This is a genomic window from Cellulomonas sp. FA1 (assembly GCF_000986825.1).
Classification (GTDB): Bacteria; Actinomycetota; Actinomycetes; order Actinomycetales; family Cellulomonadaceae; genus Cellulomonas; species Cellulomonas iranensis.
The window spans coordinates 1719710-1743651 of sequence record NZ_LBMY01000001.1; the positions used below are offsets into that span (position 1 = coordinate 1719710).

Genomic DNA, 23942 nt, shown 5'->3' on the forward strand with positions numbered 1-23942 from the left:
CGAGGTCGCCGCACGGCCGACCCGCCCCCGCCCCGACGTACGGCGTCCGCGACCGTTCGGGTCCCGCACCCAGGCGTCTGGGCGGCCCGTGCGACGACGCACCGGCCGCGCGACGTGGCGCGTGGGCGCGCACGGCCCGCCGGCCCGGCCACCTCAGGAGGGCAGCGGCACCCGGCGCGCACCGGGTGCGCGCGACACCCCCGTGATGGCGGCGATGATCTGCTCGTACGCCGTCGACCGCGCGTCGAACGACCCGTTGTTGCGGCCGTGCCGCAGCACCTCGACACGGTCCGCGACCGACCGCACGTCGGTCATGTTGTGGCTGATGAGGACCACCGCGAGCCCCAGGTCGCGCAGCCCCTCGATGTGCACGAGGACCTCGGCCGTCTGCGCGACCGACAGCGACGCGGTCGGCTCGTCGAGCACGACGATGCGCGGCGAGCCGATGAGCGTACGCGCGATCGCGACCGCCTGGCGCTGCCCCGCGGACAGCTGCGCGAGCGGCACCCGCACCGTCGGGATACGGCTCGTCAGGTCCCGCAGGATCTGGCGCGCGACCTGCTCCATGCGCTCGTCGTCGCGCCGGCCCCGCGCGTCGCGCAGCTCCCGCCCCAGGAACAGGTTCGACGTCACGTCGAGGTTGTCGCACAGCGCGAGGTCCTGGAAGACGGTCGCGACGCCCAGCGCGTGCGCCGCCGCCGGCGTCGGGATCGTCACCGGCCGCCCGTCGACCTCGATGAGGCCCGTGTCGGGCGTCAGGACCCCGGCGACCATCTTGGCGAGCGTCGACTTGCCGGCCGCGTTGTCGCCGACCAGCGCCACGACCTCGCCGCGGTGCACGTCGAGGTCGACGCCGACGAGCGCCTCGACGCCGCCGAACCGCTTGCTGATCCCGCGCATCGCCAGCAGCGGGACCCCCGTCGTCTCGGTCATCGTCGACCCCGTCCGCTCTGCGTGCGCCCGCACCGCGTGCGTCCGCCGCGCACCACCGTGCCCCGTGCAGTGAAGCCCCCCGCCCCGCACCGGTCAACCCCGACCATCGACCCGCCCGTCCCGCGCCCCCGCGACCTCGTCGCCCGGCGCACCCGTGTCCTCGTCGTCCTGCGCGCCGCCCACCGGCGCGTCGTCGTCCGCGCGCACCGGCACGTCGGCCGAGCGCAGCGCCATCACCAGGGCACCCATCACCTCGGCGCGCTGACCCAGCGCCGCCGGCACGACCTCGAGCGGTGCGACCTGGTTGAGCAGCACGCGCCGCTGCACGGCCTCCCGCAGCGGGCCCAGCAGCACGTCGCCCGTCTCCGCCAGCTCGCCCCCGACCACGACGCACTGCGGGTTCATGCTCGTGCCCAGGCCCGCCAGCACCGCCCCGATCACGGCACCCGCGTCCGCCACGACGCGCGACGACCCCGGCTCGCCGGCGCGGGCCCGCGCGACGACGTCACGCAGCGCGAGCGACCCGTGCGACGCCCGCAGCGGCTCGACCAGCGCGGTCGCGCCCACCACGGTGTCGAGGCAGCCGCGCGCGCCGCACCGGCAGATGTGGCCCGTCGGGTCGACCTGCACGTGCCCGATCTCCCCCGCGGTGCCCGCGAACCCGCGGTGCACCTGGCCGCCCAGCACGATGCCCGCGCCGACGCCGTACGACGCACGCACGTACACCGCGTCGCGGTAGCCCCGGGCCGCCCCCAGCGTGGACTCCGCGAGCGCCCCGAGGTTCGCGTCGTTGTCGACCAGCACGGGGCGCCCGAGGCGCTCGGTGAGCACCTGCGCGAGGTGCTCCCCCTCCCACCCGCGCAGCAGGCCCGGCACCGAGACCATGCCCGTGCCGACGTCCACGGGCGCGGGCACGCCCAGGCCGACGGCGACGACGTCCTCGAGGTCCGAGCCGATGCGCTCGAGCAGGTCCATGACGAGCAGCGCGCCGCGGTCGAGCGTCGTGTCCGAGGGGTGCTCGAACGGCAGCGGCAGCGTCTGCTCGGCCACGACCTCGTGCGCGAAGTCCCCCAGCACGACGCGCAGGTGCCGGTGGCCCACCTGGATGCCGACCGCGAGCCCGACGCGCCGCGCGAGCGTGACGAGCTGCGCGCGGCGCCCGCTGCGCGTCGTGACGGCGGTGTCGACGATGCCCGCCGCGAGCAGCTCGCGGACGATCGTCGACACCGTCGCCTGCGACAGCCCGGTGGCGGCGGCGAGCTCGACCTGCGTGAGCCCGCCGTACCGCTGCACGGTGCCGACGACGAGCGCCTTGTTGGCCTCGCGCAGCGCGGTCTGCGAGCCCGCCGCACCCGCTCGCCTGCTCACGAGGGCAACCTACCGGCGCCCACGCCCGTCACGGACGCACGTCCGGTTCTACTGCGTGCCCGCGCGCCGCTTGTTGAGCAGGTCGAACGCGACCGCGAGCAGCAGCACGAAGCCCTTGATGGCCATCTGCCACGCGGGGTCGACGGAGAGGATCGACAGGCCCATGTTGAGCACGCCCATGATGAGCGCGCCGACGATCGCGCCGGACACGCGCCCGATGCCGCCCGTCACCGCCGCACCGCCGATGAAGCACGCGGCGATCGCGTCGAGCTCGAAGTTCTGCCCGGCCGCCGCGATGGCCGCGCCCGCCCGGGCCGTCGTGACGATCGCCGCGACGCCCGCGAGCAGGCCCATGTTGACGAAGATCCAGAAGTCCACGCGCCGCGTGCTGACGCCCGACAGCGCGGCCGCCGCCCGGTTGCCGCCGATCGCGTAGATGTGCCGGCCGAAGACCGTGCGCCCCATGAGGAACGAGTACGCGACGACGAGCACGCCGACGACGACGAGCACGATGGGCGTGCCGCCGGCCGAGAACGACAGGATCACCGTGAGGATCCCGATGCCGACCGCGATCGCGGCGATCTTCGCGAGGAACAGGCCGAACGCCTCGACGTGCAGGTCGTGCTTGCGCAGCGAGCGGCGCGCACGCACCTGGGTGAGCACGATCGCGGCGACCGCGAGCGCACCGATGACGAGCGTGACGACGTCCATGTTGGCGACGAACCCGAGCACGTTGGGCAGCGAGCCCTTCGAGATCCGGATGAACGCGGGCGGCAGGCCCGCGAGCGTCTCGCCGACGATCACGAGCGCGAGGCCCCGGAACACGAGCATGCCCGCGAGCGTGACGATGAACGCGGGGATCCCGACGTACGCGACCCAGAACCCCTGCCACGCGCCGACCAGCGCGCCGACTGCGAGGCCCACGAGCACGGCGGCGATCCACGGCAGGCCGATCGGGTCGCGCATGGTCACGGCCACCACGCCGCCGACGAACGCCACGACCGACCCGACCGACAGGTCGATGTGCCCGGCCACGATGACCATGACCATGCCGATCGCGAGGATCATGACGTACGCGTTCTGCTGGAACAGCGCCGCGACGTTGTTGGCGAGCAGCAGCTTGCCGTCGGTGAGCACCTGGAACAGCAGGACGATGACGACGAGCGCGCCGAAGATCCCGTACTGGCGCGCGTTGCCGCCCAGGCCCTGCAGCCGCTGCCCGAGCGACACGCGGGGCGCACCCGGCGGCGTCGGGGACGGAACGTTGACGTCGGTCGTGGTGCTCATCGGGCGATCCCGTCCTTGTCCATCGTCATGAAGTGCATGAGGTGCTCCTGGGTCGCGTCGGCGCGGGCCACCTCGCCCGTGACGCGACCCTGGCTGAGCGCGTAGATGCGGTCGCAGACGCCGAGGAGCTCGGGCAGCTCGGAGGAGATGACGAGCACGCCCTTGCCCGCGTCCGCGAGGCTGTTGATGATCGTGTAGATCTCGTACTTGGCGCCGACGTCGATGCCGCGCGTCGGCTCGTCGAGGATCAGCACGTCCGGGTCGGCGTAGAGCCACTTGGCGAGCACGACCTTCTGCTGGTTGCCGCCCGAGAGCTTGCCGACGACGGAGGCGACGGTCGGCGTCTTGATGTTGAGCTCCTTGCGGTAGCGCTCGGCGACGGTCGACTCGGCCTCGCGGTCGACGACGCCGCGGCGTGCGAGCTTGCCCAGCGCGGCGGCCGACACGTTGTGCTGCACGGTGTCGATGAGGTTGAGCCCGAACCGCTTGCGGTCCTCGGTCGCGTAGGCGATGCCGTGCGCGATGGCCTGCTGCACGGTCGCGAGCGTGATCTCGTGGCCGTCCTTGTAGACGCGCCCGGAGATCCGGGTGCCGTACGAGCGCCCGAACACGCTCATCGCGAGCTCGGTGCGCCCCGCGCCCATGAGCCCCGCGAGCCCGACGATCTCGCCCCGTCGCACGGTGAGGCTGGCCCGGTCGACGACCTTGCGGGCCTGGTCGACGGGGTGGTGCACGGTCCAGTCCTCGATCCGCAGGACCTCCTCGCCGATGCTCGGCGTGTGGTCGGGGAAGCGGTGGTCGAGCGGCCTGCCGACCATGCCGCGGATGATGCGCTCCTCGGTGACGGCGTCGGTGCCGTGCATGTCGAGCGACTCGATGGTGCGCCCGTCGCGGACGATCGTGGTGGTGTCGGCGATGGCCTCGATCTCGTTGAGCTTGTGGCTGATGATGATCGAGGTGATGCCCTCGTCGCGCAGGCCGCGGATGAGGCCGAGCAGGTGCGCCGAGTCCTCGTCGTTGAGCGCCGCGGTGGGCTCGTCGAGGATGAGCAGGCGCACCTCCTTCGACAGCGCCTTCGCGATCTCGACGAGCTGCTGCTTGCCGACGCCGATGTCGCTGACACGCGTGTCGGGACGCTCGGCCAGCCCGACGCGCGCGAGGAGCCTGGCTGCCTCGGCGTTCGTGCGGTTCCAGTCCACGACGCCGCGCTCGGCGCGCTCGTTGCCGAGGAAGATGTTCTCGGCGATCGACAGGAACGGCGACAGCGCGAGCTCCTGGTGGATGATGACGACGCCCTGGCGCTCGGAGTCGCGGATGCCGCGGAACTCCTGCACCTCGCCGTCGAGGACGATCTCGCCCTCGTACGTGCCGTGCGGGTAGATGCCCGACAGCACCTTCATGAGCGTCGACTTGCCCGCGCCGTTCTCGCCGCAGATCGCGTGGATCTCGCCGCGGCGGACGGACAGGGTGACGTCCGCGAGCGCCTTCACGCCGGGGAACGTCTTGGTGATGCCGCGCATCTCGAGGATGTGCTCGGTGTCCATGGGTCCTCGCTGGGTCGTCCGGGCGGTGCCGGCCGCGCGACCGGACGGGTCGCGCGGCCGGCGGTGGTTCACAGGCCGAGGTCGGCGGCCGTGTAGAAGCCCGAGTCGACGAGCACCTGGACGTTGTCCGGCGTGATGACCTGCGGCGGCAGGAGGTAGGTCGGGACGACCTTCTCGCCGTTGTCGTAGGTCTTCTCGTCGTTGACCTCGACGGTCTCGCCCTTGACGATCTGGTCGACCATCTTCGCGACCTGGTCGCCGAGGGCGCGGGTGTCCTTCCACACCGACATCGACTGCTTGCCGGCGATCATGTTGAGGACGTTGGCCTTGTCGGCGTCCTGACCCGTAAGGACCGGGTAGTCCGGACCGGGCGCGTAGCCGGCGCCCTCGAGCGCCTGCGCGATGCCCAGCGCGAGGGAGTCGTTGGGCGACAGGACGACGTTCACCTTGGTGCCGCCCGAGTAGAACGAGTTGAGGCGGTTCTCCATCTCGGACTGCGCGGTGTCCGAGCTCCAGCCCTGGACGCCGATCGAGGCCCAGTCGTCGTCGGACGCGGGCGCCTTGCCCGACGGCACGACGAGCTGGCCCTTGTCGACGTACGGCTTGAGGACGTCCCACGCACCCGCGAAGAAGAACTTCGCGTTGTTGTCGTCGGGCGACCCGGCGAAGGGCTCGAGGTTGAACGGCCCCGCACCCGTGTCGAGCTTGAGCGCGTCGACGATGAACTCGCCCTGCATCTTGCCGACGCCGTAGTTGTCGAACGTCGCGTAGTAGTCGACGTTCGGGGTGTCGTTGATGAGGCGGTCGTAGGCGATGACCTTGATGCCCTGGTCGGCCGCCTGCTGCAGCGTCGGCGCGAGCGCCGTGCCGTCGATGGACGCGATGACGAGGATGTCCGCGCCCTGGTTGATCATGTTCTCGATCTGGGTGATCTGCTGGTCGACCTTGTTGTCGGCGTACTGCAGGCTCGTCTCGTAGCCGGCGTCCTTGAGGAGCTCCTCGAGGTGGGCGCCGTCACGGTTCCAGCGCTCGAGGCTCTTGGTGGGCATCGCGATGCCGACCGTCGTGTCCTCGGTGCTGCCCGACGCGCCGTCGGTCGCCCCGCCGCCGGAGCCCGTGTCGCGCTCGGAGCTGCACGCGGCCAGGGACCCTGCGAGCAGGCCCGCGGCGAGCACCGCGACCGCCGTCTTCTTCCATGCCAGTGACATCGTCGTCGCTCCCTCGTGTGCGCCGCTGCTGCGGCCGGGACGTCCGTCGTCCGGGCCACCCGGGGTCGGCGTCGCTGCCGAGGAGCCGGGTGCGGCTTCGCGTTGCATTCAAGACCTGAAGGCTTGGAGCAGGCAAGAGCCGTGACCAATCCGTGTCCTGACGTCACCCGCGCGCTCGACACCGCACCGAGTCCGTTCGAAACGGGCATGACCCCCGACGACGACGCCCCGTGCCTTCGACCGCCGAAGGCACGAGGCGTCGCGCTCACGCACGCGCAGGTCAGCGGCACACCCCGGGGAACCACCGCCCCAGCAGTCCGCACACCAGGTCCCGCCACGGGTCGGGGCGCGGCGTCGCCGCCCGCTGCTCGACGAGCACCGCGACCGTCCGGGCCGGCACCGTGACCGTCCCCGTGCCGCGGTCGTACGCGGTCGTCCGCACCACCGGGTCGGCCCCCGCGGCCTGCACGGGCGACAGCACGTACCGCCTCCCGGCGAGCGCGTCGACCCGCTGCGTCGTCGGCTCGTCCGACGCGTTGACGACCACGAGCAGGCCGTCGAGCCGCGCGTCGACGTCGGTGCGCCAGCGGCGCGTCCCCGCGTCCCAGCCCGGCCGGTCGTCGACGTGCATGACCACGACGCCCGGGGTGGCGTCGGGGCCCGCGCCCGGGAACGTCACCTTGCGCTCGATCAGGTCGGGGTCGCCGAGCCGGAACAGCCGCGTGGACGCGCGCAGCTCGAGCAGCTCGGCCGACGCCGCGCGCGCCGCCGCGACGTCGGCGGGGGTCGGCACGAGCGCGGGGTCGGCCAGCAGCGGCCGCTGGAACGGCCACTTCGCCTCGTTGTCCGCCGCCGGCGGCAGCCCGCGCCCGAACCCGTTGGTGCGGCCCGACCAGTCCAGCACGTTGAACCAGTCCCCCGAGTCGTACGAGTTCCTGTCGAGCGACTTGCTGCGCAGCAGGTCCGCGCCGGCGTGCCAGAACGACGGGGTCTGCGCGAGCGTCGTCGTCGCGAGCGAGACCGTGTTCATGCGGACGCGGTCGGCCATCGGGGTGCCCTGCGGGAGCTTGAGGTAGAGGTTGTCGAACAGGGTCTCGTTGTCGTGCGCGTCGACGTACGTGACGACCTCCTCCGGGGAGTCGGCGTACCCGGCCGGCTGCCCGTTGTAGTCGACCTGGTCGCCGCGCCTGACGGTGCCGTCGCTCGTCAGCAGCTCGAACGACCGCAGGTTGCCGGCCATGCCCAGGCGCACGAGGTCCGCCTGGTGCCGCACGCGCGCGAGCTGCTCGGCCTCGGTGCCGTTCACGGGCGCCCCGTTGGGGTCGGTGAACGCACCGGAGCCGAAGCCCTGCACGCGCGGGTCCTCGTCGAACGGCCCGCCGCCGCGCACGGCGTCGCGCAGCCGGTCCGAGAACGTGCCGATGCCCGTGCCGCCCAGCTGACCCTGCGTGGCCTGCTCGAAGAGCCGGTCGTCGGCCACCTCGCCGAAGTTCCAGCCCTCGCCGTACAGGTAGACCTTGCGCCCGTCGACGCCGTCGGTGCGCGGGCGCAGCCGGTCGAGCGCGTCGCGCACGGCCTCCATGGTCTGCCGCGAGTGGTGGCCCATGAGGTCGAACCGGAAGCCGTCGACCTTGTAGTCCCGCGCCCAGGTGACGACCGAGTCGACCATCATCTTCTCGGCCATCGCGTGCTCGGTCGCGACGTTCTGGCAGCACGTCGAGGTCTCGACCTTCCCGGTCGCGTCGAGCCGGTGGTAGTACCCCGGCACGACGCGGTCGAGCACGCTCTTCGGGTCCTGCCCGCTCGCCGCGGTGTGGTTGAACACCTGGTCGAGCACGACCTGCAGCCCGTCGGCGTGCAGCGCCCCGACCATGGTGCGGAACTCGGCGACCCGCGCGCCGCCCACCGCGTCGACCGCGTAGGAGCCCTCCGGCACGGTCCAGTGCCACGGGTCGTAGCCCCAGTTGAACGCGTCCTGCCCCGCGACGGCGGTCACGCACGCCTGCTGCTCGGGCGAGTCCGGCGGGAGCGCGGCGAGGTCGCACGCGGGAGCCGCCTGCGCCGACCGGTCCTCCTCGATCGACGCGATGTCGAACGTCGGCAGCAGGTGGACCGTGGTCAGCCCCGCGTCGGCGAGCGCGCGCAGGTGGTCGCGGCCGTCGCTGCGGGGCACCGCGAACGCGCCGTACGTGCCACGCAGCGCCGCCGGCACCGTGGTGTCCGAGACGGAGAAGTCCCGCACGTGCAGCTCGTAGATCGTCTGGTCGACGGGACGCACGACCGGCTGGGGCGTGCGCTCCCACTGGCGCGGCCGGTAGCGGGCGTCGTCGAGGTCGACGAGCACGCCGTGCGTCGAGTTCAGCGTGAGCGCGACGGCGTACGGGTCGGTCACGCGGTTCACCTCGACCTTCCCCGTGGTGGGCGCGTAGACCGTGACCTCCCAGAGGTACGCCGCGCCGGCCCAGGCCTTCGCGCCGGCGACGGTCCAGCTGCCGTCGGGTTGCCGCTGCGCGGCGGTCCGCACGGGCTCGCGGGACGTGTCGAGCGCACCGCGCCGGTCGGCGGGCCACACCAGCACGGCGACGTCCTGCGCGGTGGGGGCCCAGAGCGCGAGGTGCGGCGCGTCCTTCACCCACGTCGCGCCGAACGTACGCTTGGCTGCCTTCGTGCTGTACAGGTCGTCGAGCACGCCCGGCACCTGCACGCCCGTGACCGCCTGTGCGACGTCGTCCGCGTCCGCCTGCCGCACCAGCAGCTCGCCGGTGAGCAGCCGCTCGACCGTGGCGCGGTCGGACGGCACGCGCAGCGCGACGTACCCGTCGAGGGCCGGGAACCGCTCGACCTGCGCCGCGGTGAGCCCACCGGCGACGACCTCGAGCGCGACCTCCTCACCGCCCGTCACCCGCCCGTCCACCACCTCGAGCGCCCCCTCGGGCGACCCGTGCAGCGTGAACCGCAGCGCCGACGCGTCGGTGCCGCTCGCGACCAGGCCCGCGGGCCACGCGAGCGTGCGGGCGTCGACCCAGTGCGCCTGCGCCTGCCCCGTACCGGGCAGCGGCGGGTCGGTGACCTGCACCGTCAGCACGTGCGTGGTGAGGTCGTAGACGAACGTCACGGGCCGGCCGCCGGGTGCCGCGAACGCGACGTTCGCGCCGTCGCGGACGCCGTCGGCGCCGTAGTTCTCGGCCCACGACAGGCCGTGCGCGACCTTGAGCTCGTACGTGCCCGCCGCCAGGTCGGGCAGCGTCAGCGCGGCGGTCCCGTCGCCGTCGCCGTCGACCAGGGCGGTCGCCAGGCACGCGGGGTCCCAGTCGGCCGCGCAGCCCGCCTCGCTCTGGTACGACCCCGGCAGCGTGAGCAGCGGACCCTGCGCCGAGGACGTCACCTGGTGCGTGGTCGCGTCGTACACGAACGTCACCTGCTGCGGCGCGTCGCCGGCCACGGTGTACGTGACGTTGGCGCCGCCGGGTGCGCCGCCCGCGCCGTAGTTCTCGTCCCACGTGCCACCCACGGCGACCTTGTACTCGTACGACCCCGGCGGGACCGTGAACGTCCCGGAGTAGACGACCCCGTTGGTCGACGTGAGGCGCGCCACCTCGCAGCCCGGCTGCCAGTCCCCCGGGCACCCCATCGCGGCGTTGTGGCTGCCGGGCACCGTGACGAGCGTGCCGCCCGGCGCCGGCGGCGGCTCGACGCCGTCGACGGCCACGCCGACGCTCGCGTACGTCGACGCGGCGCTGCGGTGGCCGGTCACGTCCTGGCGCACCGCGCGGTACTCGACGAGCGTGCCGGGCTCCAGGTCGCGCACGTCGTGGAACACCCGGGGCGTCGTGGTCTCGGCGGTGCCGAGCGGCGTCCACGCGTCGTCGCCGACCACGCGGTAGGCGAAGGACGTCGTGGCGAACGCGTCGTCGTCGACGTCCGCGACCACGGGGGCCAGCCCCTCGAGCGCCGCGCCCGCGCCCGGCGCCGCCAGCGTGAGGCCGTCGTCGCCCGCCGCCACCGGGCCGTCGGCCCGCAGCACGACCGCGCCGAACGCGGGCACCGTCACGGCGACGGTCCCGGTGGCGTCGGCGGTGGTGGCGGCGCCCGGCACCGTGCCGGCGCCCGAGGTCGCGAGCAGAGGAGTGAACGTCGCACCCGGCGTCAGGCTGTCGACAGCGACGTCGGCCGGCGTCGCCGCGTTGTTGAGCGCGACGAGGTGCTCGACGCCGTCGTCGCCGACGCGCGAGAACGCGTACACCGACCCGGCGGCGTACCGCTCGACCTGCGCGCCGGAGGTCAGCGCGGGCGTCCGCGCGCGCAGCTCCGCGAGCGTCGCGATCTGCCGGTACAACGGCGTGTCCGTCGCGTACCGGTCGACCGAGCCGGCGGGCGCGCCGTCGAGCAGCGCCTGGTCCGCGTACTCGTCCACCTGGGTCGCGAACAGCGACTGCCGCGCGTCCTTGTCCTTGCCCCCGAGCGTCCCGTCGCCGACGAACCCCTGCTCGTCGCCGTAGTAGACGACCGGCTGCCCGCGCGTCAGGTACATGAGGGCGTGCGCGAGGCCCGAGCGCGCCTGCGCGTCGCCCGCGTCCTTCACGGCGTACCCGATGCGACCCATGTCGTGGTTGCCGAGGAACGTCGGGAGCGCCTGCGCGCTGCTCGTCGGCGTCGTGTACAGGTCGTCGCCCGCGAACAGGCCCTGCAGGCCCGCCGCCGAGAAGCCCTTGGCGTAGCCCGCCGCTGCGGCCTGGAACGAGAAGTCGAGCACGGCGTCCATGTCGGTCTCGCGCACGTACGGCGCGGTGAGCGCCGGGTCCGCGTCGTACACCTCGCCGAACATGAAGAAGTCCGGGTTGCCGACCGCGGCCGCGTGCTGCGCGATCGCCGTGGTGAAGACGTCCCAGAACTCGCGGTTCACGTGCTTGACGGTGTCGATGCGGAACCCGTCGATCCCCAGGTCCACCCACGCCTCGTAGACGTCGACGAAGCCCTGCACGACGTCCGGGTGCTCGGTCATGAGGTCGTCGAGGCCGTCGAAGTCGCCGTACGTGACGGACTCCCCCGTCCACGTCGAGTTGCCGCGGTTGTGGTACAGCGTCGGGTCGTTGAGCCAGGCGGGCACCTTGGCCTGGGCGTCGGCCGGGTCGATCACCGGCGTGTACGGGAACGACGTCGCCGGGTCGAGCGCGGGGAAGTCGTCGGTGCCGGCGTACGTCGCGGGGTCGAACGACTCGCCCGCGGCGTCGCGGTAGGGCCGGGTCGCCTGGTCGACGTACCCGTACCCGCCCTCGGCGTAGTCGATGACGTCGGCCGTGTGGTTGGTGATGATGTCGAAGTAGACCTTGATGCCGCGCGCGTGCGCGTCGGCGATCAGCGCCTCGAGCTCGCCGTTGGTGCCCAGGTGCGGGTCGATGCGCGTGAAGTCGGTGACCCAGTAGCCGTGGTACCCCGCCGACGCGTCGGCGCCCGCGCCCTGGACGGGCTTGTTGAGGAACGACGGCGTGAGCCAGATCGCCGTGGTGCCGAGCCCCTCGACGTAGTCGAGCCGCTCGCGCAGGCCCGCGAGGTCGCCGCCGTGGTAGAAGCCCTTGTCGGTGGGGTCGAGGCCGGTGGTCAGCCGGTCGCCGTCGAGACCGCCGGTGTCGTTGCCGGGGTCGCCGTTGGCGAACCGGTCGGTGAGCACGAAGTAGAAGCTCTCCCCCGCACCCGGGTCGCGCACGGGGTCCGCCACGAGGTCGGCGTCGGCGTCCGCGTAGCCCCCCGCGAGGTCCGCGACGACGACGGACGTGCGGTGCGTCGCGTCGTCGTAGGTGAACGTGAGCCGCGCGGGCCCGGCGAGCACGAGCGGCGTGTTCGCGTCGCCGCCGTCGGCGCCGTACGCCGCGTCCCACGTGCCGTCGAGCGCGACCTTCCACTCGTGCGCGCCGCCCGGCACGTCGAACGTCGCCGAGAACCGGCCGGGGACGTCGGTCGGCGCGAGCGCGGTGCTCGCGCAGGCGGGGTCCCAGTCGGCGGCGCACCCGAGCTCGTCCTGCAGGCTGCCGACGAGCGTGACCGCGCCGGCCGCGGCGACGGCGGTCGGTGCGGGCAGCGCGACGACCGCGCCGGTCGCGGCCACGGCCCCGGCGGCGAGGAGGGCGAGCGCACGGCGTGCGGCGCGGGGGCGAGGGGGCGTGGCAGGGCGGCGCCGACCATCGGGACTCCTTCGTCAGGCACGTCGTCGTGCCGTCGGTGGGGGCTGTCCCGGTGACCGTAACCCGTTGCAACAACTTGCAGCAAGGGTTTCGGGCATGCCGCGCGATCCGGACGATCCGCCCGGCCCTGCGACCCGTCGGCCGCCCTCAGGCGTCGAGCAGCTCCGCCACCCGCGCCCCGGCGTCACCCCGCGTCGCGGTGTCGTCCACCTCGACGACCTTGTCCCGGCTGGTCGCGCCCGTCACCAGGGCGACGTGCCGACGCCGCACGCCCAGCGCGTCCGCGAGCGCCGCGAGCGCGGCCTCGGTCGCGGCGCCGTCCACCGCGCGCGCCTGCACCGCGACGACCAGCGCGTCGCCGTACCGACCACCGACGCGCGTGCGCGACGCCCCCGGACGCACCCGGATCGCGACGCGCACGCCCGTCCCGCCGGTCAGACCAGGCCGAGCGCGCGCACGGCCTCGCGCTCCTCCACCAGCTCGGCGACCGACGCGTCGACGCGCTCGCGCGAGAACGCGTCGAGCTCGAGCCCCGGCACGATCGTGTACGCGCCGCCCGCGGCGGTGACCGGGAACGACGAGATCAGCCCCTCGGGCACGCCGTACGAGCCGTCCGACACGACACCGGCGGACGTCCAGTCCCCCTCGGCGGTGCCGTGCACCCACGTGTGCACGTGGTCGATGGCCGCGTTCGCCGCCGACGCGGCCGACGACGCACCGCGCGCCTCGATGATCGCCGCGCCGCGCTTCGCGACGGTCGGGATGAACGTGTCCCGCACCCACGCGTCGTCGCCGACGACCTCGAGCGCGGGTCGCCCGCCGATCGTCGCGTGCGTCAGGTCGGGGTACTGCGTCGCCGAGTGGTTCCCCCAGATCGCGACGCGCCGCATGTCGTCGACCGCCGCACCCGTGCGGTGCCGCAGCTGCGCGAGCGCACGGTTGTGGTCGAGCCGCGTCATCGCCGTGAACCGCTCGGCCGGCACGTCGGGCGCGTGCGCCGCCGCGATGTACGCGTTCGTGTTCGCGGGGTTGCCCACGACCAGGACCCGCACGTCGTCCGCCGCGCCCGCGTTGATCGCGGCGCCCTGCGGCCCGAAGATGCCACCGTTGGCGCTCAGCAGGTCGCCGCGCTCCATGCCCGCGGTCCGCGGCCGCGCACCGACGAGCAGCGCGACGTTCACGCCGTCGAACGCGGCCGTCGCGTCGTCCGTGACGTCGATGCCGTCGAGCAGCGGGAACGCGCAGTCGTCGAGCTCCATCGCGACCCCCTCGGCGGCCTTCACCGCGGGCGGGATCTCCAGCATCCGCAGCCGGACCGGCGTGCCCGGGCCGAGCAGCTGGCCCGACGCGATCCGGAAGGCGAGGGCGTACCCGATCTGACCGGCGGCCCCGGTGACGGTGACGACGGCGGGCGTGGAGACGGACACGGGCGGGCTCCTTCGGTCGACCGACGGGCGGCGCGACGGCTCGACGTCGACGCCTACGACGAACCTACCCGAGCAGCGGGCCGGTCAGGGGTGCACGCCGCACCCAACCCCGCCGACCGCCCGGAGCGTTGACACGATGTGGACGGTCGAGACGCAGGAGGATGTCGGTGACAAGCAGATGGGACGCGCTGCTGGAAGAGGTCGCGCAGCGGCGATGGCCACGCCTGGTGGCGCACGCGGCGCTCGTGTCGGGGTCGCACGCCGACGCACCCGACCTGGTGCAGGACGCACTGGTCAGCACGTTCTCCGGCCGGGCGAGATTCGGCTCCGCCGACCAGGCCGAGGCGTACGTGCGCCGCGCGATCGCGTCACGCGCGGTCGACGCCTCCCGGAGGCGCGCCCGCGACCAGCGCCTGCTGACGCGGGTGTCCTCGTACTCGGAGACCACCACCACCGATGTCGACACGCTGCCGGGTGCGGACGTCGTCCGGGCGCTCGCCGCGCTCGGCGCCCGCGAGCGCGCGTGCATCGTGCTGCGACAGATGGAGGACCTCTCGGTCGCGGAGACCGCCGCGACCCTGGGCCTCAGCGAGGGAGCCGTCAAGCGGTACACGTCCGACGCCGTCCGACGGCTGGGCGCGTTGCTCGCCGCAGCCCCTCCCGACCAGACCCCCGAGACCGCGCACGTCACCCCGACCGCACGCAAGGAGGTGCACCGTGACCGGTGACCTGGGCGACCTCATGTCACGCGCTGCTCACGACATCGAGCACGCGACCCCTGCCCTCTCCGCCGAAGGGCTCGCCCGCGTGCGGTCGAGCGCGCACCGCCGCCGCGTGGCGCGACGGTCGGTGCAGGCCGTCGCGGCGGTCGCCCTCGTGGGCGCCGTCGGTGCAGCTCTGCTCGTCTCGCGCCCGCAGGCCCTCCCCGCGGACCCCACGCCGGCACCGTCCCCGACGGTGTCGGCCGACCCGTCCCCGACGCCCACGCCCACGCCGTCCCCCACGCCCACCGACGTGCCCGCCGGCCCTGCGGAACGTGCGGCCGAGATCGACGACGCGACGGCGCTGGCCCGCCTGGTCGCACCGCGCACGGGCGAGGTCTGGACCGCCGCGACCCGCGTCGACCCCGTCACCCCGCCGCAGGCGGACGCACCGGTCGACTGGTACCTCGTGGGCCACCGCGGCGACGTGCCGATCTACGCCGCGACGCGCGGGACGGACGACGGCGACGCCTTCAGCATCTGGTCGTCGGGTCTCACGGTGGCGCTGTACGAGAAGCAGGGCGACGTCCTGCGCCACATCGCCTGCCCGAGCGCACGGACCGGTGACGCGTGCGGGACGCCGCTCGACGGTGCACCCGCACAGCCGGACACCGAGACGTTCTACGACTCGCTGACCCCGCCGCGCACCGTCGTCCTGCCCGGCGGGTACCCGCTGCGCACCGGGGCGACCTGGGGGACGCCGGGTGCGGTCCCCGGCTCGATGGCCGCGGTCCACTACGGGACGGAGCTCCGCGTGCTCGACGAGCTCGGCGGGGGTCTGCAGGTCGTCGAGCAGGTCCTGAACACCACGCCCGCGGACCACCCCCTGGCCGGCGCCCGCAACGTGACCTTCGGTCTGCGGCTGCCGTACGGGGCGGTCGTCACCCTCCTCCCCGCGGACGTGCCCGGCGGCGACAGCGCCGCCGTCGTCTGGCAGGACGGAGAGCGGCGGGACGGCCCCGGGTCCGCGACGTACGCCCCCGCGGGGCTGCGGTGCAACGGGCCGTCGTTCACGGTGCTGCCCACCCCTCCCGACCGCAGCGCCTGGGTCCCGGGCGGGACCGTCGACGGCCTCACGGTCCACGTCCCCGCCCCGGGACGGCTCGAGCTGGCCGCGCGGGTGTTCGGCTGGCAGCGCGACAGCTCGTACGGCATGGACGAGAACGGGTTGTTCACCGAGGGTGCGGACGCCTACGGATTCGCCTCCGTCGAGGAGCTCCTCGCCAGCAACGCGCTGTTCGCGTTCGAGGGCCCGGGCGGCGCATGGGTCCTGGGTCTGCGGGGCGACGCGGCGAACACCGCCTACGAGTGCGCGTGACCTGAGCGTCACGCGGCACCCGTGCGGAGCCGCCGTCACACGGGCACGGGGCCCTCGTCCGCGACGGACGAGGGCCCCGTGACGTGGGTGCGACGCTCAGGCGAGGCGCGCCGCGAGGTTCTCGTCGAGCGCGGCGAGGAACTCCTCCGTGGTGAGCCACGGCTGGTCCTTGCCGATGAGCAGCGCGAGGTCCTTGGTCATCTTGCCGCTCTCGACGGTCGTGATGACGACGTCCTCGAGCGTCTCGGCGAACTGCGTGACCTCGGGCGTGCCGTCCAGCTTGCCACGGTGCTTGAGGCCACCGGTCCACGCGAAGATCGACGCGATCGGGTTGGTCGACGTCGGCTTGCCCTGCTGGTGCTGGCGGTAGTGACGCGTGACGGTGCCGTGCGCGGCCTCGGCCTCGACGGTCTTGCCGTCGGGGGTCATGAGGACCGACGTCATGAGCCCGAGCGAGCCGAAGCCCTGCGCGACGGTGTCGGACTGCACGTCGCCGTCGTAGTTCTTGCACGCCCAGACGTAGCCGCCCTCCCACTTCATCGCGGCGGCGACCATGTCGTCGATGAGGCGGTGCTCGTACGTGAGCCCGGCGGCCTCGAACTGGTCCTTGTACTCGGCCTCGAACACCTCGGCGAAGATGTCCTTGAAGGCACCGTCGTACGCCTTGAGGATCGTGTTCTTGGTCGACAGGTACACGGGGTAGCCGCGCTGCAGGCCGTACGCGAACGACGCGCGCGCGAAGTCGCGGATCGACTCGTTGAAGTTGTACATGCCCATCGCGACGCCGCCGGCCTCGGGCATCGTCACGACCTCGAAGCGCTGCGGCTCGGAGCCGTCGGCCGGCTCGAACGTCATCGTGATCTTGCCGGCGCCGGGCACCTTGAAGTTCGTCGACTTGTACTGGTCGCCGTGGGCGTGCCGGCCGATGATGATCGGCTTGTTCCAGCCCGGGACCAGCCGCGGGATGTTGCTGATGATGATCGGCTCGCGGAACACGACGCCGCCGAGGATGTTGCGGATCGTGCCGTTGGGCGAGACCCACATCTTCTTGAGGCCGAACTCCTCGACGCGCGCCTCGTCGGGCGTGATCGTCGCGCACTTGACGCCGACGCCGTGCTCCTTGATGGCGTGCGCCGCGTCGATCGTGACCTGGTCGTCGGTCGCGTCGCGGTTCTCGATCGACAGGTCGTAGTAGCGCAGGTCGATGTCGAGGTACGGGTGGATCAGGCGGTCCTTGATGAACTGCCAGATGATGCGCGTCATCTCGTCGCCGTCGAGCTCGACGACGGGGCCGACGACCTTGATCTTCGCCATGCGCGGGCCTGCCTCCTGTGCCGTGGGTGTGCCGCCCAGGTTACTCGACATCGAGAGATCTCGGTCCGGCGGACCACCTGCCGCCGCACAGGGTCGGCTGGCATGCTGGGCCCTGCGTCACCCGTCCGCGCCATCGACGCCCGCCGGCCGGCCGCTCCGCGGCCCGGCATCCGACGGTGACCCACACACACCGACCGACAGGACCGACATGTCGCAGCAGAAGCCCGAGCCCACCGAGGGCACCCCGGAGCCCGAGGACACCACGGCGGCCGCCGCCGGCACCACCGCGAGCAGCACGCCCGCGCCCCCGGCGCCGGCCGACCCGGCCGAGCCGGTCGTCGTCGTGGTCGAGGAGGACGACGACGCGACGGAGCTCGACGAGGGCGACGCCTACGTGCTGCCCGCCGGCTCCGTCGTGGCCGCCGGCCCCGGCCTGCTGGCGCGGCTCGGCGCCGAGGCCTTCGGCACGTTCCTGCTGGTCCTCGTCGGCCTCGGCGTCGCGCTGTACTCGGCGTTCAGCAACACCGGCGGCGGCCTGGGCGTCGCCCTCGGCTTCGGCATCGCCGCGCTCGCCGGCATCATCGCCGTCGGCCGCGTCTCGGGCGGGCACTTCAACCCGGCCGTGACGTTCGGCGCGTGCCTCGCGGGCCGCACGTCCTTCAAGGACCTGCTCCCCTACTGGCTCGCCCAGGTCGTCGGCGGTGCGCTCGCCGCGGCCGTGCTGTTCCTCACCGTGCCGGCCGCGCTGCCGGGCCTCGTCAGCCAGGGCGCGCAGACGTCGACGCGCACGTTCTTCAGCTCGGTCGCCAACGGCTACGGCGACCACTCGCCCCTCGCGACGCTCTCGGGCGGCCAGGCCGAGTTCGGCCTCGTCGTGGCGCTGCTCGTCGAGGCCGTCGCGACCGCCGTGTTCGTCGGCGTGATCCTCGGCGCGACCGACCGTCGCGCCAACAAGCAGCACGTCCCGTTCGCGGTCGGCCTGGCGCTCGCCGTCCTGCTGCTCGTCGCGACGCCCGTCACGAACGGCTCGCTCAACCCGGCGCGCTCGCTGGCCGCGGCGATCTTCTCCGACGGCTGGGCGCTGTCCCAGGTGTGGCTGTTCTGGGTCGCGCCGCTGCTCGGGGCCGCGATCGCCGCGCTCGTCTACCGCGCGTTCGCTGCCGAGCCGCCGGAGGACTCGCTGTTCGGCGAGGACGAGCTGTACGTCGCCGAGGAGGACGTGCTCGTCGTCGAGCGCTGAGAGCCACCACGCACGAGGGCCCCGGGACGTCCGTCGGACGACCCGGGGCCCTCGTCGTCCGTCCGACGTCCGTCACGCCCTCCACGTGGCGGGCGGCGGGGGCGCGCGTCAGGCGCCCGGCAGCACCGCTGCGAGCGCGACGAGGGCCGCGGCGCACCCGAGCAGGACCGTCACGTCGAGCGCCTTCGAGCGGACCACGACGGCGGCCGGGCCTGGCGACGTGCCCACGGCCCGGACGGCGCCGTAGACGACGAGCAGCGCGGCGAGCACGAGCACACCGACGACCGCGTCCCACGCGAACGCGGCACCCACCGCACCGGCGATGCCGCCGAGCGTCCACCACAACGACCGGTTGCGCCCCGCGGCGAGCGACGCCCGTGCGATCGACCGCGGATCGAGCGCCTGCTCCTCGGGCGGCACCGGGCGCACGTCGGGGTCCACCGGCGCCGCGGACGCGCCGGCTGCCGCGGCGGCCGGGCGCAGACCGGGGTGCTGGTCGACCGACACGCGGGGACGACCGTCTGCCGGCGTCTCGGGCGCGCCGTCGCGCTGCTCCGCACCGCCGGCGCCGGGCCGCGTCGTCCAGGTCGGTGTGCGGAGGTCCGCGCCGGGGATGCGCGCCGCGCTCGACATGCGGCCCCTTTCGTCGTCCACCACCGCGGCCGGCCGGGAGGCCCCGCCGGTCGGCCCCCTGAGCGGACCCGGCGGACGTGCGCGGTGCGGATCAGCGTACCGCTGCGACGCCTCGTTACGGTGACACCGTGACGACCGACGCACCTGCCGCACCGTCCCCCGTCCGCGACGTCCTGGTGGTGGGCGCGGGCCTCGCGGGGCTCCGCACCGTCGCGGCGCTGCGCGAGCACGGGTACGACGGCGTCGTGCGGGTGCTCGGCGCCGAGGGCGTCGCACCGTACGACCGGCCGCCGCTGTCGAAGCACCTGCTGGACCGGACGTCACCGGCCTGGCTCGCCGACGACCTGGGCCACGACCTGCACGCGCTCGCCGACGAGGTCCACCTGGGCAGAGCGGCGCGCGGCCTGCGCCCGCTGGCCGGCGGGGGCGCCGCGGTCGGCACCGACGACGGCGAGCTCGCGGCGTCCTGCGTCGTGCTGGCGACGGGCGCCGCGGCGGTGCGCGTCGCGGGCTGGGACGGCGCCCGCACGCTGCACACGGCCGCCGACGCCGACGCGCTGCGCACCGCGCTCGGCGTGTCGCCGCGCCGGCTCGTGGTGGTCGGCGCCGGGTGGATCGGCGCCGAGGTCGCGGGTGTCACGGCCGCGGCGGGCCACGACGTCACGGTCGTCGAGGCACGCGAGGCGCCGCTCGCGGCCGCGCTCGGTGTCGAGGTCGGCGCGCTCACGGCCCCCTGGTACGCCGCCGCCGGGGTCGACCTGCGCACGTCGGCCGCCGTCGCGTCGCTCGACGCCGCCGGCGTGCGGCTCGCCGACGGCAGCCACCTGCCGGCGGACGTCGTGCTCGTCGCCGTCGGGGCGCGGCCCGCGACCGCGTGGCTCGACGGGGCGCTGCCGCTGCGGGACGGGGCCGTCCCCGTCGACGAGGCGTACCGCGCGCTGGGTCCCGACGGCCCGCTGCCCGGCCTGCTCGCGGTGGGCGACGTCGCGGTGCGGCGCTCGGCGCGGCACGGCTGGGTGCCCGGCGGCCACTGGGACGAGGCGCTGCACGGCCCCGACGTGCTGGTCCGCCACCTGCTCGGCCTGCCGGTCGAGGGACCGGAGCCGGTGCCCTACGTGTTCTCGACCCAGCTGGGGCACGACCTCACGATGTTCGGCCTGCCGGGCCCGGGCGACCGGACGACCGTGCTGGGCGACCCCCGCGACGGTGCGGGCTGGACCGTGCTGTGGTCGCACGACGGCACCGTCACCGGCGCCCTCGTCGTGGACCGTCCGCGCGACGTCGGCGCGGCGCGCCGCCTGTTCGCCCGCGACGGGCTGCCCCACCTCCCGCTGGGGCACGACGCCGCGCCCGCGGCGGACCTGCGCACGCTCGTGCGCGCGACGCCCCCGGCCTGACGCGGGCGAGGCCCCCGCGGGCACGTCCCCCGTCGGCTCGACGCCGCACGGGCCCGACCGCCGTGCGGCCGGGCCCGTGCGGGACGCGGGTCAGTGCGCGAAGTGCCGCGTGCCCGTGAGGTAGAGCGTCACGCCCGCGGCCGCCGCCGCGGCGACGACCTCCTCGTCGCGCACCGAGCCGCCCGGCTGCACGACCGCGCGCACGCCCGCGTCGAGCAGCACCTGCAGCCCGTCGGCGAACGGGAAGAACGCGTCGGACGCCGCGACGGCGCCGCGCGCGCGCTCGACGTCCCCGGCGTTGGCGCGCTCGACGGCGAGCCGGCACGAGTCGACCCGGTTGACCTGCCCCATGCCGACGCCGACGGACGCGCCGTCGTGCGCGAGGAGGATCGCGTTCGACTTCACGGCCCGCACGGCGCGCCACGCGAACACGAGGTCGGCCAGCGTGGCCGCGTCCGCCGCGTCCCCCGCCGCGAGCGTCCACGTGGCCGGGTCGTCGCCGGGCGCGTCGATGCGGTCGACCGACTGCACGAGCAGACCGCCGGACACCGGGCGCAGCTCCACGTGGGTCGCGGGCGGCGCGTCGACCACCAGCAGGCGGATGTTCTTCTTCTGCGTGAGCAGCGCGAGAGCGTCGTCGTCGAACCCGGGGGCCACGACGACCTCGGTGAACACGGGCGCGATCTGCTCGGCGGCCGCGAGCGTGACCCGCCGGTTGGTCGCGATGACGCCCCCGAAGGCCGAGACGGGGTCGCACGCGTGGGCCTTGGCGTGCGCGTCGGCGACGTCCGCGCCCACGGCCACGCCGCACGGGTTGGCGTGCTTGACGACCGCGACCGTGGGCAGGTCGCCGTGGTCGTGCGCGGCCCGCCACGCGGCGTCCGCGTCGACGTAGTTGTTGTAGCTCATGGCCTTGCCGTGCAGCTGTCGCGCCTGCGCCAGCCCCCCGGTCCCCTGGTCCGCCGTGTAGAGGGCGGCCCGCTGGTGCGGGTTCTCGCCGTAGCGCAGCACGTCCGACCGCTCCCAGGTCGCGCCGACCCAGGCCGGGAACCCGGTCGCGACGCCGTCGACCTCGTCGGTGGTCGTCGCGACGTTGCCCATCCAGGACGCGACCGCGACGTCGTAGGTCGCGGTGTGCACGAACGCCTGCGCCGCGAGGCGCGTGCGCTCCGCGAGCGTGAACCCGCCGGCGGCGACGGCCGCGACCACGTCGTCGTAGCGCGCGGGGTCGACGACGACCGCGACGCTCGGGTGGTTCTTCGCGGCGGCGCGCACCATCGACGGCCCGCCGATGTCGATCTGCTCGACGCACGCGTCGACGCCCGCACCCGACGCGACGGTCTGCGTGAACGGGTACAGGTTGACCACGACCAGCTCGAACGCGGCGACGCCCAGCTCGTCGAGCTGCGCGAGGTGCTCGGGGCGACGCGTGTCGGCGAGGATCCCGGCGTGCACGCGCGGGTGCAGGGTCTTGACGCGTCCGTCCAGGCACTCGGGGAAGCCCGTGAGGTCCTCGACGCGCGTCACCGGGACGCCCGCGGCCGCGACGGTCGCGGCCGTCGACCCCGTGGACACGAGCTCGACGCCCGCGGCGTGCAGCGCCGTCGCGAGCTCGACCAGGCCCGTCTTGTCGTAGACGGACAGCAGCGCGCGCCGCAGCGGGCGGCGCGTGGCGTCGGCGGTCGGGTCCGCGACGGGGGCGACGGGGGGCAGGTCGTGCGGCATGGGTGGCACCTTCCTGGGTCGGGCGGCGGTCCGGCAGGACCTTCGACGAACCCCGGCACCCAGGCGGGCGGTGCACTCGGCAGGGTGGTGCTCGGTCGCTCCCCGGTGGTCCTCCACCCTCGCCAGTCACGACCGCGGACGAGTCTACCGGCGCACCGGCGCGTGCGCGTCAGCCGGCGGCCGGGCGGCCCAGGCGCGCGTGCCGGCCGTCCACCGTGAGGCCGTCGCGCGCGATGCGCCCGACGACGTCGACGAGCAGGCGACGCTCGACGACCTTGATGCGCTCGTGCAGCGACGCCTCGTCGTCGTCGTCCGCGACCGCGACGGCCTCCTGCGCGACGACGGGGCCGTCGTCGACGCCCGCGTCCACGACGATCACCGAGCAGCCCGTGACCTTGACGCCGTACGCGAGCGCGTCACGCACGCCGTGCGCACCGGGGAACGACGGCAGCAGCGCGGGGTGCGTGTTGACCGTCCGCCCGCCGAACCGTGCGAGGAACGGCGCGCCCACGAGCTTCATGAACCCGGCCAGCACCACGGTGTCGGGCGAGAACACCGCGACGGCCTCGGTGAGCGCACGGTCCCACGCGTCGCGGCCGGGGAAGTCGCGCAGCGCGACGACGGCGGTCGGGACCCCGGCCTCGCGTGCGCGGTCGAGCGCCGCGACGCCCGGCCGGTCGGACACGACGCCGACGACGCGCGCACCGAAGGCCGGGTCGTCGTGCGCGTCGAGCAGGGCCGCGAGGTTGGAGCCCGTGCCGGACACGAGCACGACGAGGCGGTGCGCGCGGGACACGGCGTGGGCGGGCGGGACGGGACCGGGGCCGGTGCGGGTCACGCGGGTGAACCTACCCCGCCCGCGGGCCGACCGGACCGCACGTCCGGCGCCGCGCGTGCGCGAGAATGACGCCATGGGCAACCCGTGGGCACCGCCGGACCAGTCGCAGCCGCGGGACCAGTCGCCGCCGCCGGCGCCCGGTGCGCCGGGAGGCGCGACGCCCCCGCCCGGCGCCGGGGGCGCGTGGCACCCGGGACACGGGGCACCGCCGCAGCAGCCCGGACCGCAGGGCCCGTACCCCGACCCGCCGGGAGCGCACCCGCAGCACGGCGGCCCCAGCACCCGGGGCAGCACGCCGGGCCGCCGGCCGGGCCGCACCCGGGGCAGCGACCGCCGACCCCGCCCGACCCCGCGGGCGTCGCGCGCGCGACCCGGGCCGCGGTGTGGAGCGCGTGCCTGCTGCTGGCCGGCGTGGTGCTGCTCAGCGCGCCGTACCCGGGCCTGCTGGTCGCCCCCGTCACGGCCGTCGCGAGCCTCGCGTTCGCGATCGTCGCGGTGACGCGCGCGGCCCGCGCGCGCGCACGCGGACCGGTCGTCGCGCTGTCCGTCGTGCTCGTCGTCGCGTCGCTCATGTGGACGTTCCTCAGCGCGCAGTCGCTGCTCTACGTCGACGCCGTGCGCGACCTGCAGCGGTGCAGCGGCGCCGCCCTCACGCAGCAGGCGCAGAGCGCGTGCCAGTCGCAGTTCGACCGGGACGTCCGCGAGCGCATCGGGTCCGTGTTCGGCCTCGGCGGCTGACGACCGCTGCCGCGGGCCGTCGCGGGTCGAGC

General features: G+C 74.5%; 17 protein-coding genes and 1 riboswitch. Of the genes, 5 read left to right on the forward strand and 12 right to left on the reverse strand.

Annotation, left to right across the window (positions count from 1 at the left end):
- Nucleotides 1-153: 153 nt before the first annotated feature.
- From GY42_RS07645 to GY42_RS07680, 8 genes are all read right to left on the reverse strand, one after another.
- Nucleotides 154-933 carry an ATP-binding cassette domain-containing protein gene (locus GY42_RS07645; RefSeq protein ID WP_046528886.1) on the reverse strand — a complete coding sequence of 260 codons (780 nt, stop codon included), beginning with the start codon at nt 931-933 and terminating at the stop codon, nt 154-156.
- A gap of 93 nt (nt 934-1026) precedes the next feature.
- Nucleotides 1027-2301 (reverse strand): ROK family transcriptional regulator, encoded by a 1275-nt coding sequence (locus tag GY42_RS07650; RefSeq protein WP_046528887.1) that lies wholly within the window; start codon nt 2299-2301, stop codon nt 1027-1029.
- Nucleotides 2302-2349: 48 nt separating this feature from the next.
- Nucleotides 2350-3588: a multiple monosaccharide ABC transporter permease gene (mmsB, locus tag GY42_RS07655; RefSeq protein ID WP_046528888.1), complete on the reverse strand. Its 1239-nt coding sequence runs from the start codon at nt 3586-3588 to the stop codon at nt 2350-2352.
- Nucleotides 3585-5132, reverse strand: a complete 1548-nt coding sequence (gene mmsA, locus GY42_RS07660) for a multiple monosaccharide ABC transporter ATP-binding protein (RefSeq protein WP_046528889.1) — start codon at nt 5130-5132, stop codon at nt 3585-3587. Before mmsA ends, mmsB begins: the two co-directional genes overlap by 4 nt.
- Before the next feature lie 68 nt (nt 5133-5200).
- Nucleotides 5201-6340 (reverse strand): multiple monosaccharide ABC transporter substrate-binding protein, encoded by a 1140-nt coding sequence (gene chvE / locus GY42_RS07665; protein ID WP_082131406.1) that lies wholly within the window; start codon nt 6338-6340, stop codon nt 5201-5203.
- A gap of 280 nt (nt 6341-6620) precedes the next feature.
- Nucleotides 6621-12443: a pullulanase-type alpha-1,6-glucosidase gene (gene pulA, locus GY42_RS07670; RefSeq protein WP_046528890.1), complete on the reverse strand. Its 5823-nt coding sequence runs from the start codon at nt 12441-12443 to the stop codon at nt 6621-6623.
- Nucleotides 12444-12666: 223 nt separating this feature from the next.
- Entirely contained in the window at nt 12667-12939 is a 273-nt protein-coding gene (locus GY42_RS07675) for a DUF167 domain-containing protein (RefSeq protein ID WP_046528891.1), read from the reverse strand.
- A 14-nt stretch (nt 12940-12953) separates the two neighbouring features.
- The gene (locus tag GY42_RS07680; RefSeq protein WP_046528892.1) at nt 12954-13946 is read right to left on the reverse strand and encodes a malate dehydrogenase; all 993 of its coding nucleotides are present in this window, start codon (nt 13944-13946) and stop codon (nt 12954-12956) included.
- A gap of 167 nt (nt 13947-14113) precedes the next feature.
- On the opposite strand from GY42_RS07680, the gene GY42_RS07685 reads away from it, so the two are divergent.
- Nucleotides 14114-14674, forward strand: coding sequence for a sigma-70 family RNA polymerase sigma factor (locus tag GY42_RS07685; protein ID WP_046530688.1), 561 nt, complete (start codon nt 14114-14116; stop codon nt 14672-14674).
- The gene (locus tag GY42_RS07690) at nt 14664-16025 is read left to right on the forward strand and encodes a hypothetical protein (protein ID WP_046528893.1); all 1362 of its coding nucleotides are present in this window, start codon (nt 14664-14666) and stop codon (nt 16023-16025) included. The genes GY42_RS07685 and GY42_RS07690 overlap by 11 nt, the downstream gene beginning before the upstream one ends.
- Nucleotides 16026-16121: 96 nt before the next feature.
- Here the strand turns inward: GY42_RS07690 and GY42_RS07695 are convergent, their stop codons facing one another.
- Complete coding sequence (locus tag GY42_RS07695) at nt 16122-17339, reverse strand: NADP-dependent isocitrate dehydrogenase (RefSeq protein WP_046528894.1); 1218 nt, start codon at nt 17337-17339, stop codon at nt 16122-16124.
- A gap of 208 nt (nt 17340-17547) precedes the next feature.
- Here GY42_RS07695 and GY42_RS07700 point away from each other — a divergent pair, with 208 nt between their 5' ends.
- Nucleotides 17548-18579 carry an aquaporin gene (locus GY42_RS07700; protein ID WP_046528895.1) on the forward strand — a complete coding sequence of 344 codons (1032 nt, stop codon included), beginning with the start codon at nt 17548-17550 and terminating at the stop codon, nt 18577-18579.
- 108 nt (nt 18580-18687) lie between these two features.
- Here GY42_RS07700 and GY42_RS07705 read toward each other — a convergent pair whose 3' ends face one another.
- Complete coding sequence (locus GY42_RS07705; protein ID WP_236686747.1) at nt 18688-19086, reverse strand: DUF3017 domain-containing protein; 399 nt, start codon at nt 19084-19086, stop codon at nt 18688-18690.
- A gap of 254 nt (nt 19087-19340) precedes the next feature.
- Here GY42_RS07705 and GY42_RS07710 point away from each other — a divergent pair, with 254 nt between their 5' ends.
- Entirely contained in the window at nt 19341-20609 is a 1269-nt protein-coding gene (locus GY42_RS07710) for an NAD(P)/FAD-dependent oxidoreductase (RefSeq protein WP_052748259.1), read from the forward strand.
- 90 nt (nt 20610-20699) lie between these two features.
- On the opposite strand, the gene purH is transcribed toward GY42_RS07710, so the two are convergent.
- Both purH and purN read right to left on the reverse strand, forming a co-directional pair.
- The gene (purH, locus tag GY42_RS07715) at nt 20700-22334 is read right to left on the reverse strand and encodes a bifunctional phosphoribosylaminoimidazolecarboxamide formyltransferase/IMP cyclohydrolase (protein ID WP_046528896.1); all 1635 of its coding nucleotides are present in this window, start codon (nt 22332-22334) and stop codon (nt 20700-20702) included.
- A 50-nt stretch (nt 22335-22384) separates the two neighbouring features.
- A riboswitch (ZMP/ZTP riboswitch) is annotated at nt 22385-22474 on the reverse strand.
- Between the two features lie 29 nt (nt 22475-22503).
- Nucleotides 22504-23172: a phosphoribosylglycinamide formyltransferase gene (gene purN / locus GY42_RS07720; protein WP_046528897.1), complete on the reverse strand. Its 669-nt coding sequence runs from the start codon at nt 23170-23172 to the stop codon at nt 22504-22506.
- Nucleotides 23173-23553: 381 nt separating this feature from the next.
- Between purN and GY42_RS18140 the strand changes: the two genes are divergently transcribed.
- A complete protein-coding gene (locus GY42_RS18140; RefSeq protein WP_052748260.1) occupies nt 23554-23910 on the forward strand; it encodes a hypothetical protein in 357 nt (118 codons plus the stop codon).
- Nucleotides 23911-23942: the final 32 nt, after the last annotated feature.

Coding starts and splice junctions, on each gene's coding strand:
- purH (WP_046528896.1), bottom strand. CDS start 22,334: ATGCCGCACGACCTGCCCCCCGTCGCCCCCGTCGCGGACCCGACCGCC.
- mmsB (WP_046528888.1), bottom strand. CDS start 3,588: ATGAGCACCACGACCGACGTCAACGTTCCGTCCCCGACGCCGCCGGGT.
- GY42_RS07645 (WP_046528886.1), bottom strand. CDS start 933: ATGACCGAGACGACGGGGGTCCCGCTGCTGGCGATGCGCGGGATCAGC.
- mmsA (WP_046528889.1), bottom strand. CDS start 5,132: ATGGACACCGAGCACATCCTCGAGATGCGCGGCATCACCAAGACGTTC.
- chvE (WP_082131406.1), bottom strand. CDS start 6,340: ATGTCACTGGCATGGAAGAAGACGGCGGTCGCGGTGCTCGCCGCGGGC.
- GY42_RS07700 (WP_046528895.1), top strand. CDS start 17,548: ATGTCGCAGCAGAAGCCCGAGCCCACCGAGGGCACCCCGGAGCCCGAG.
- GY42_RS07695 (WP_046528894.1), bottom strand. CDS start 17,339: ATGGCGAAGATCAAGGTCGTCGGCCCCGTCGTCGAGCTCGACGGCGAC.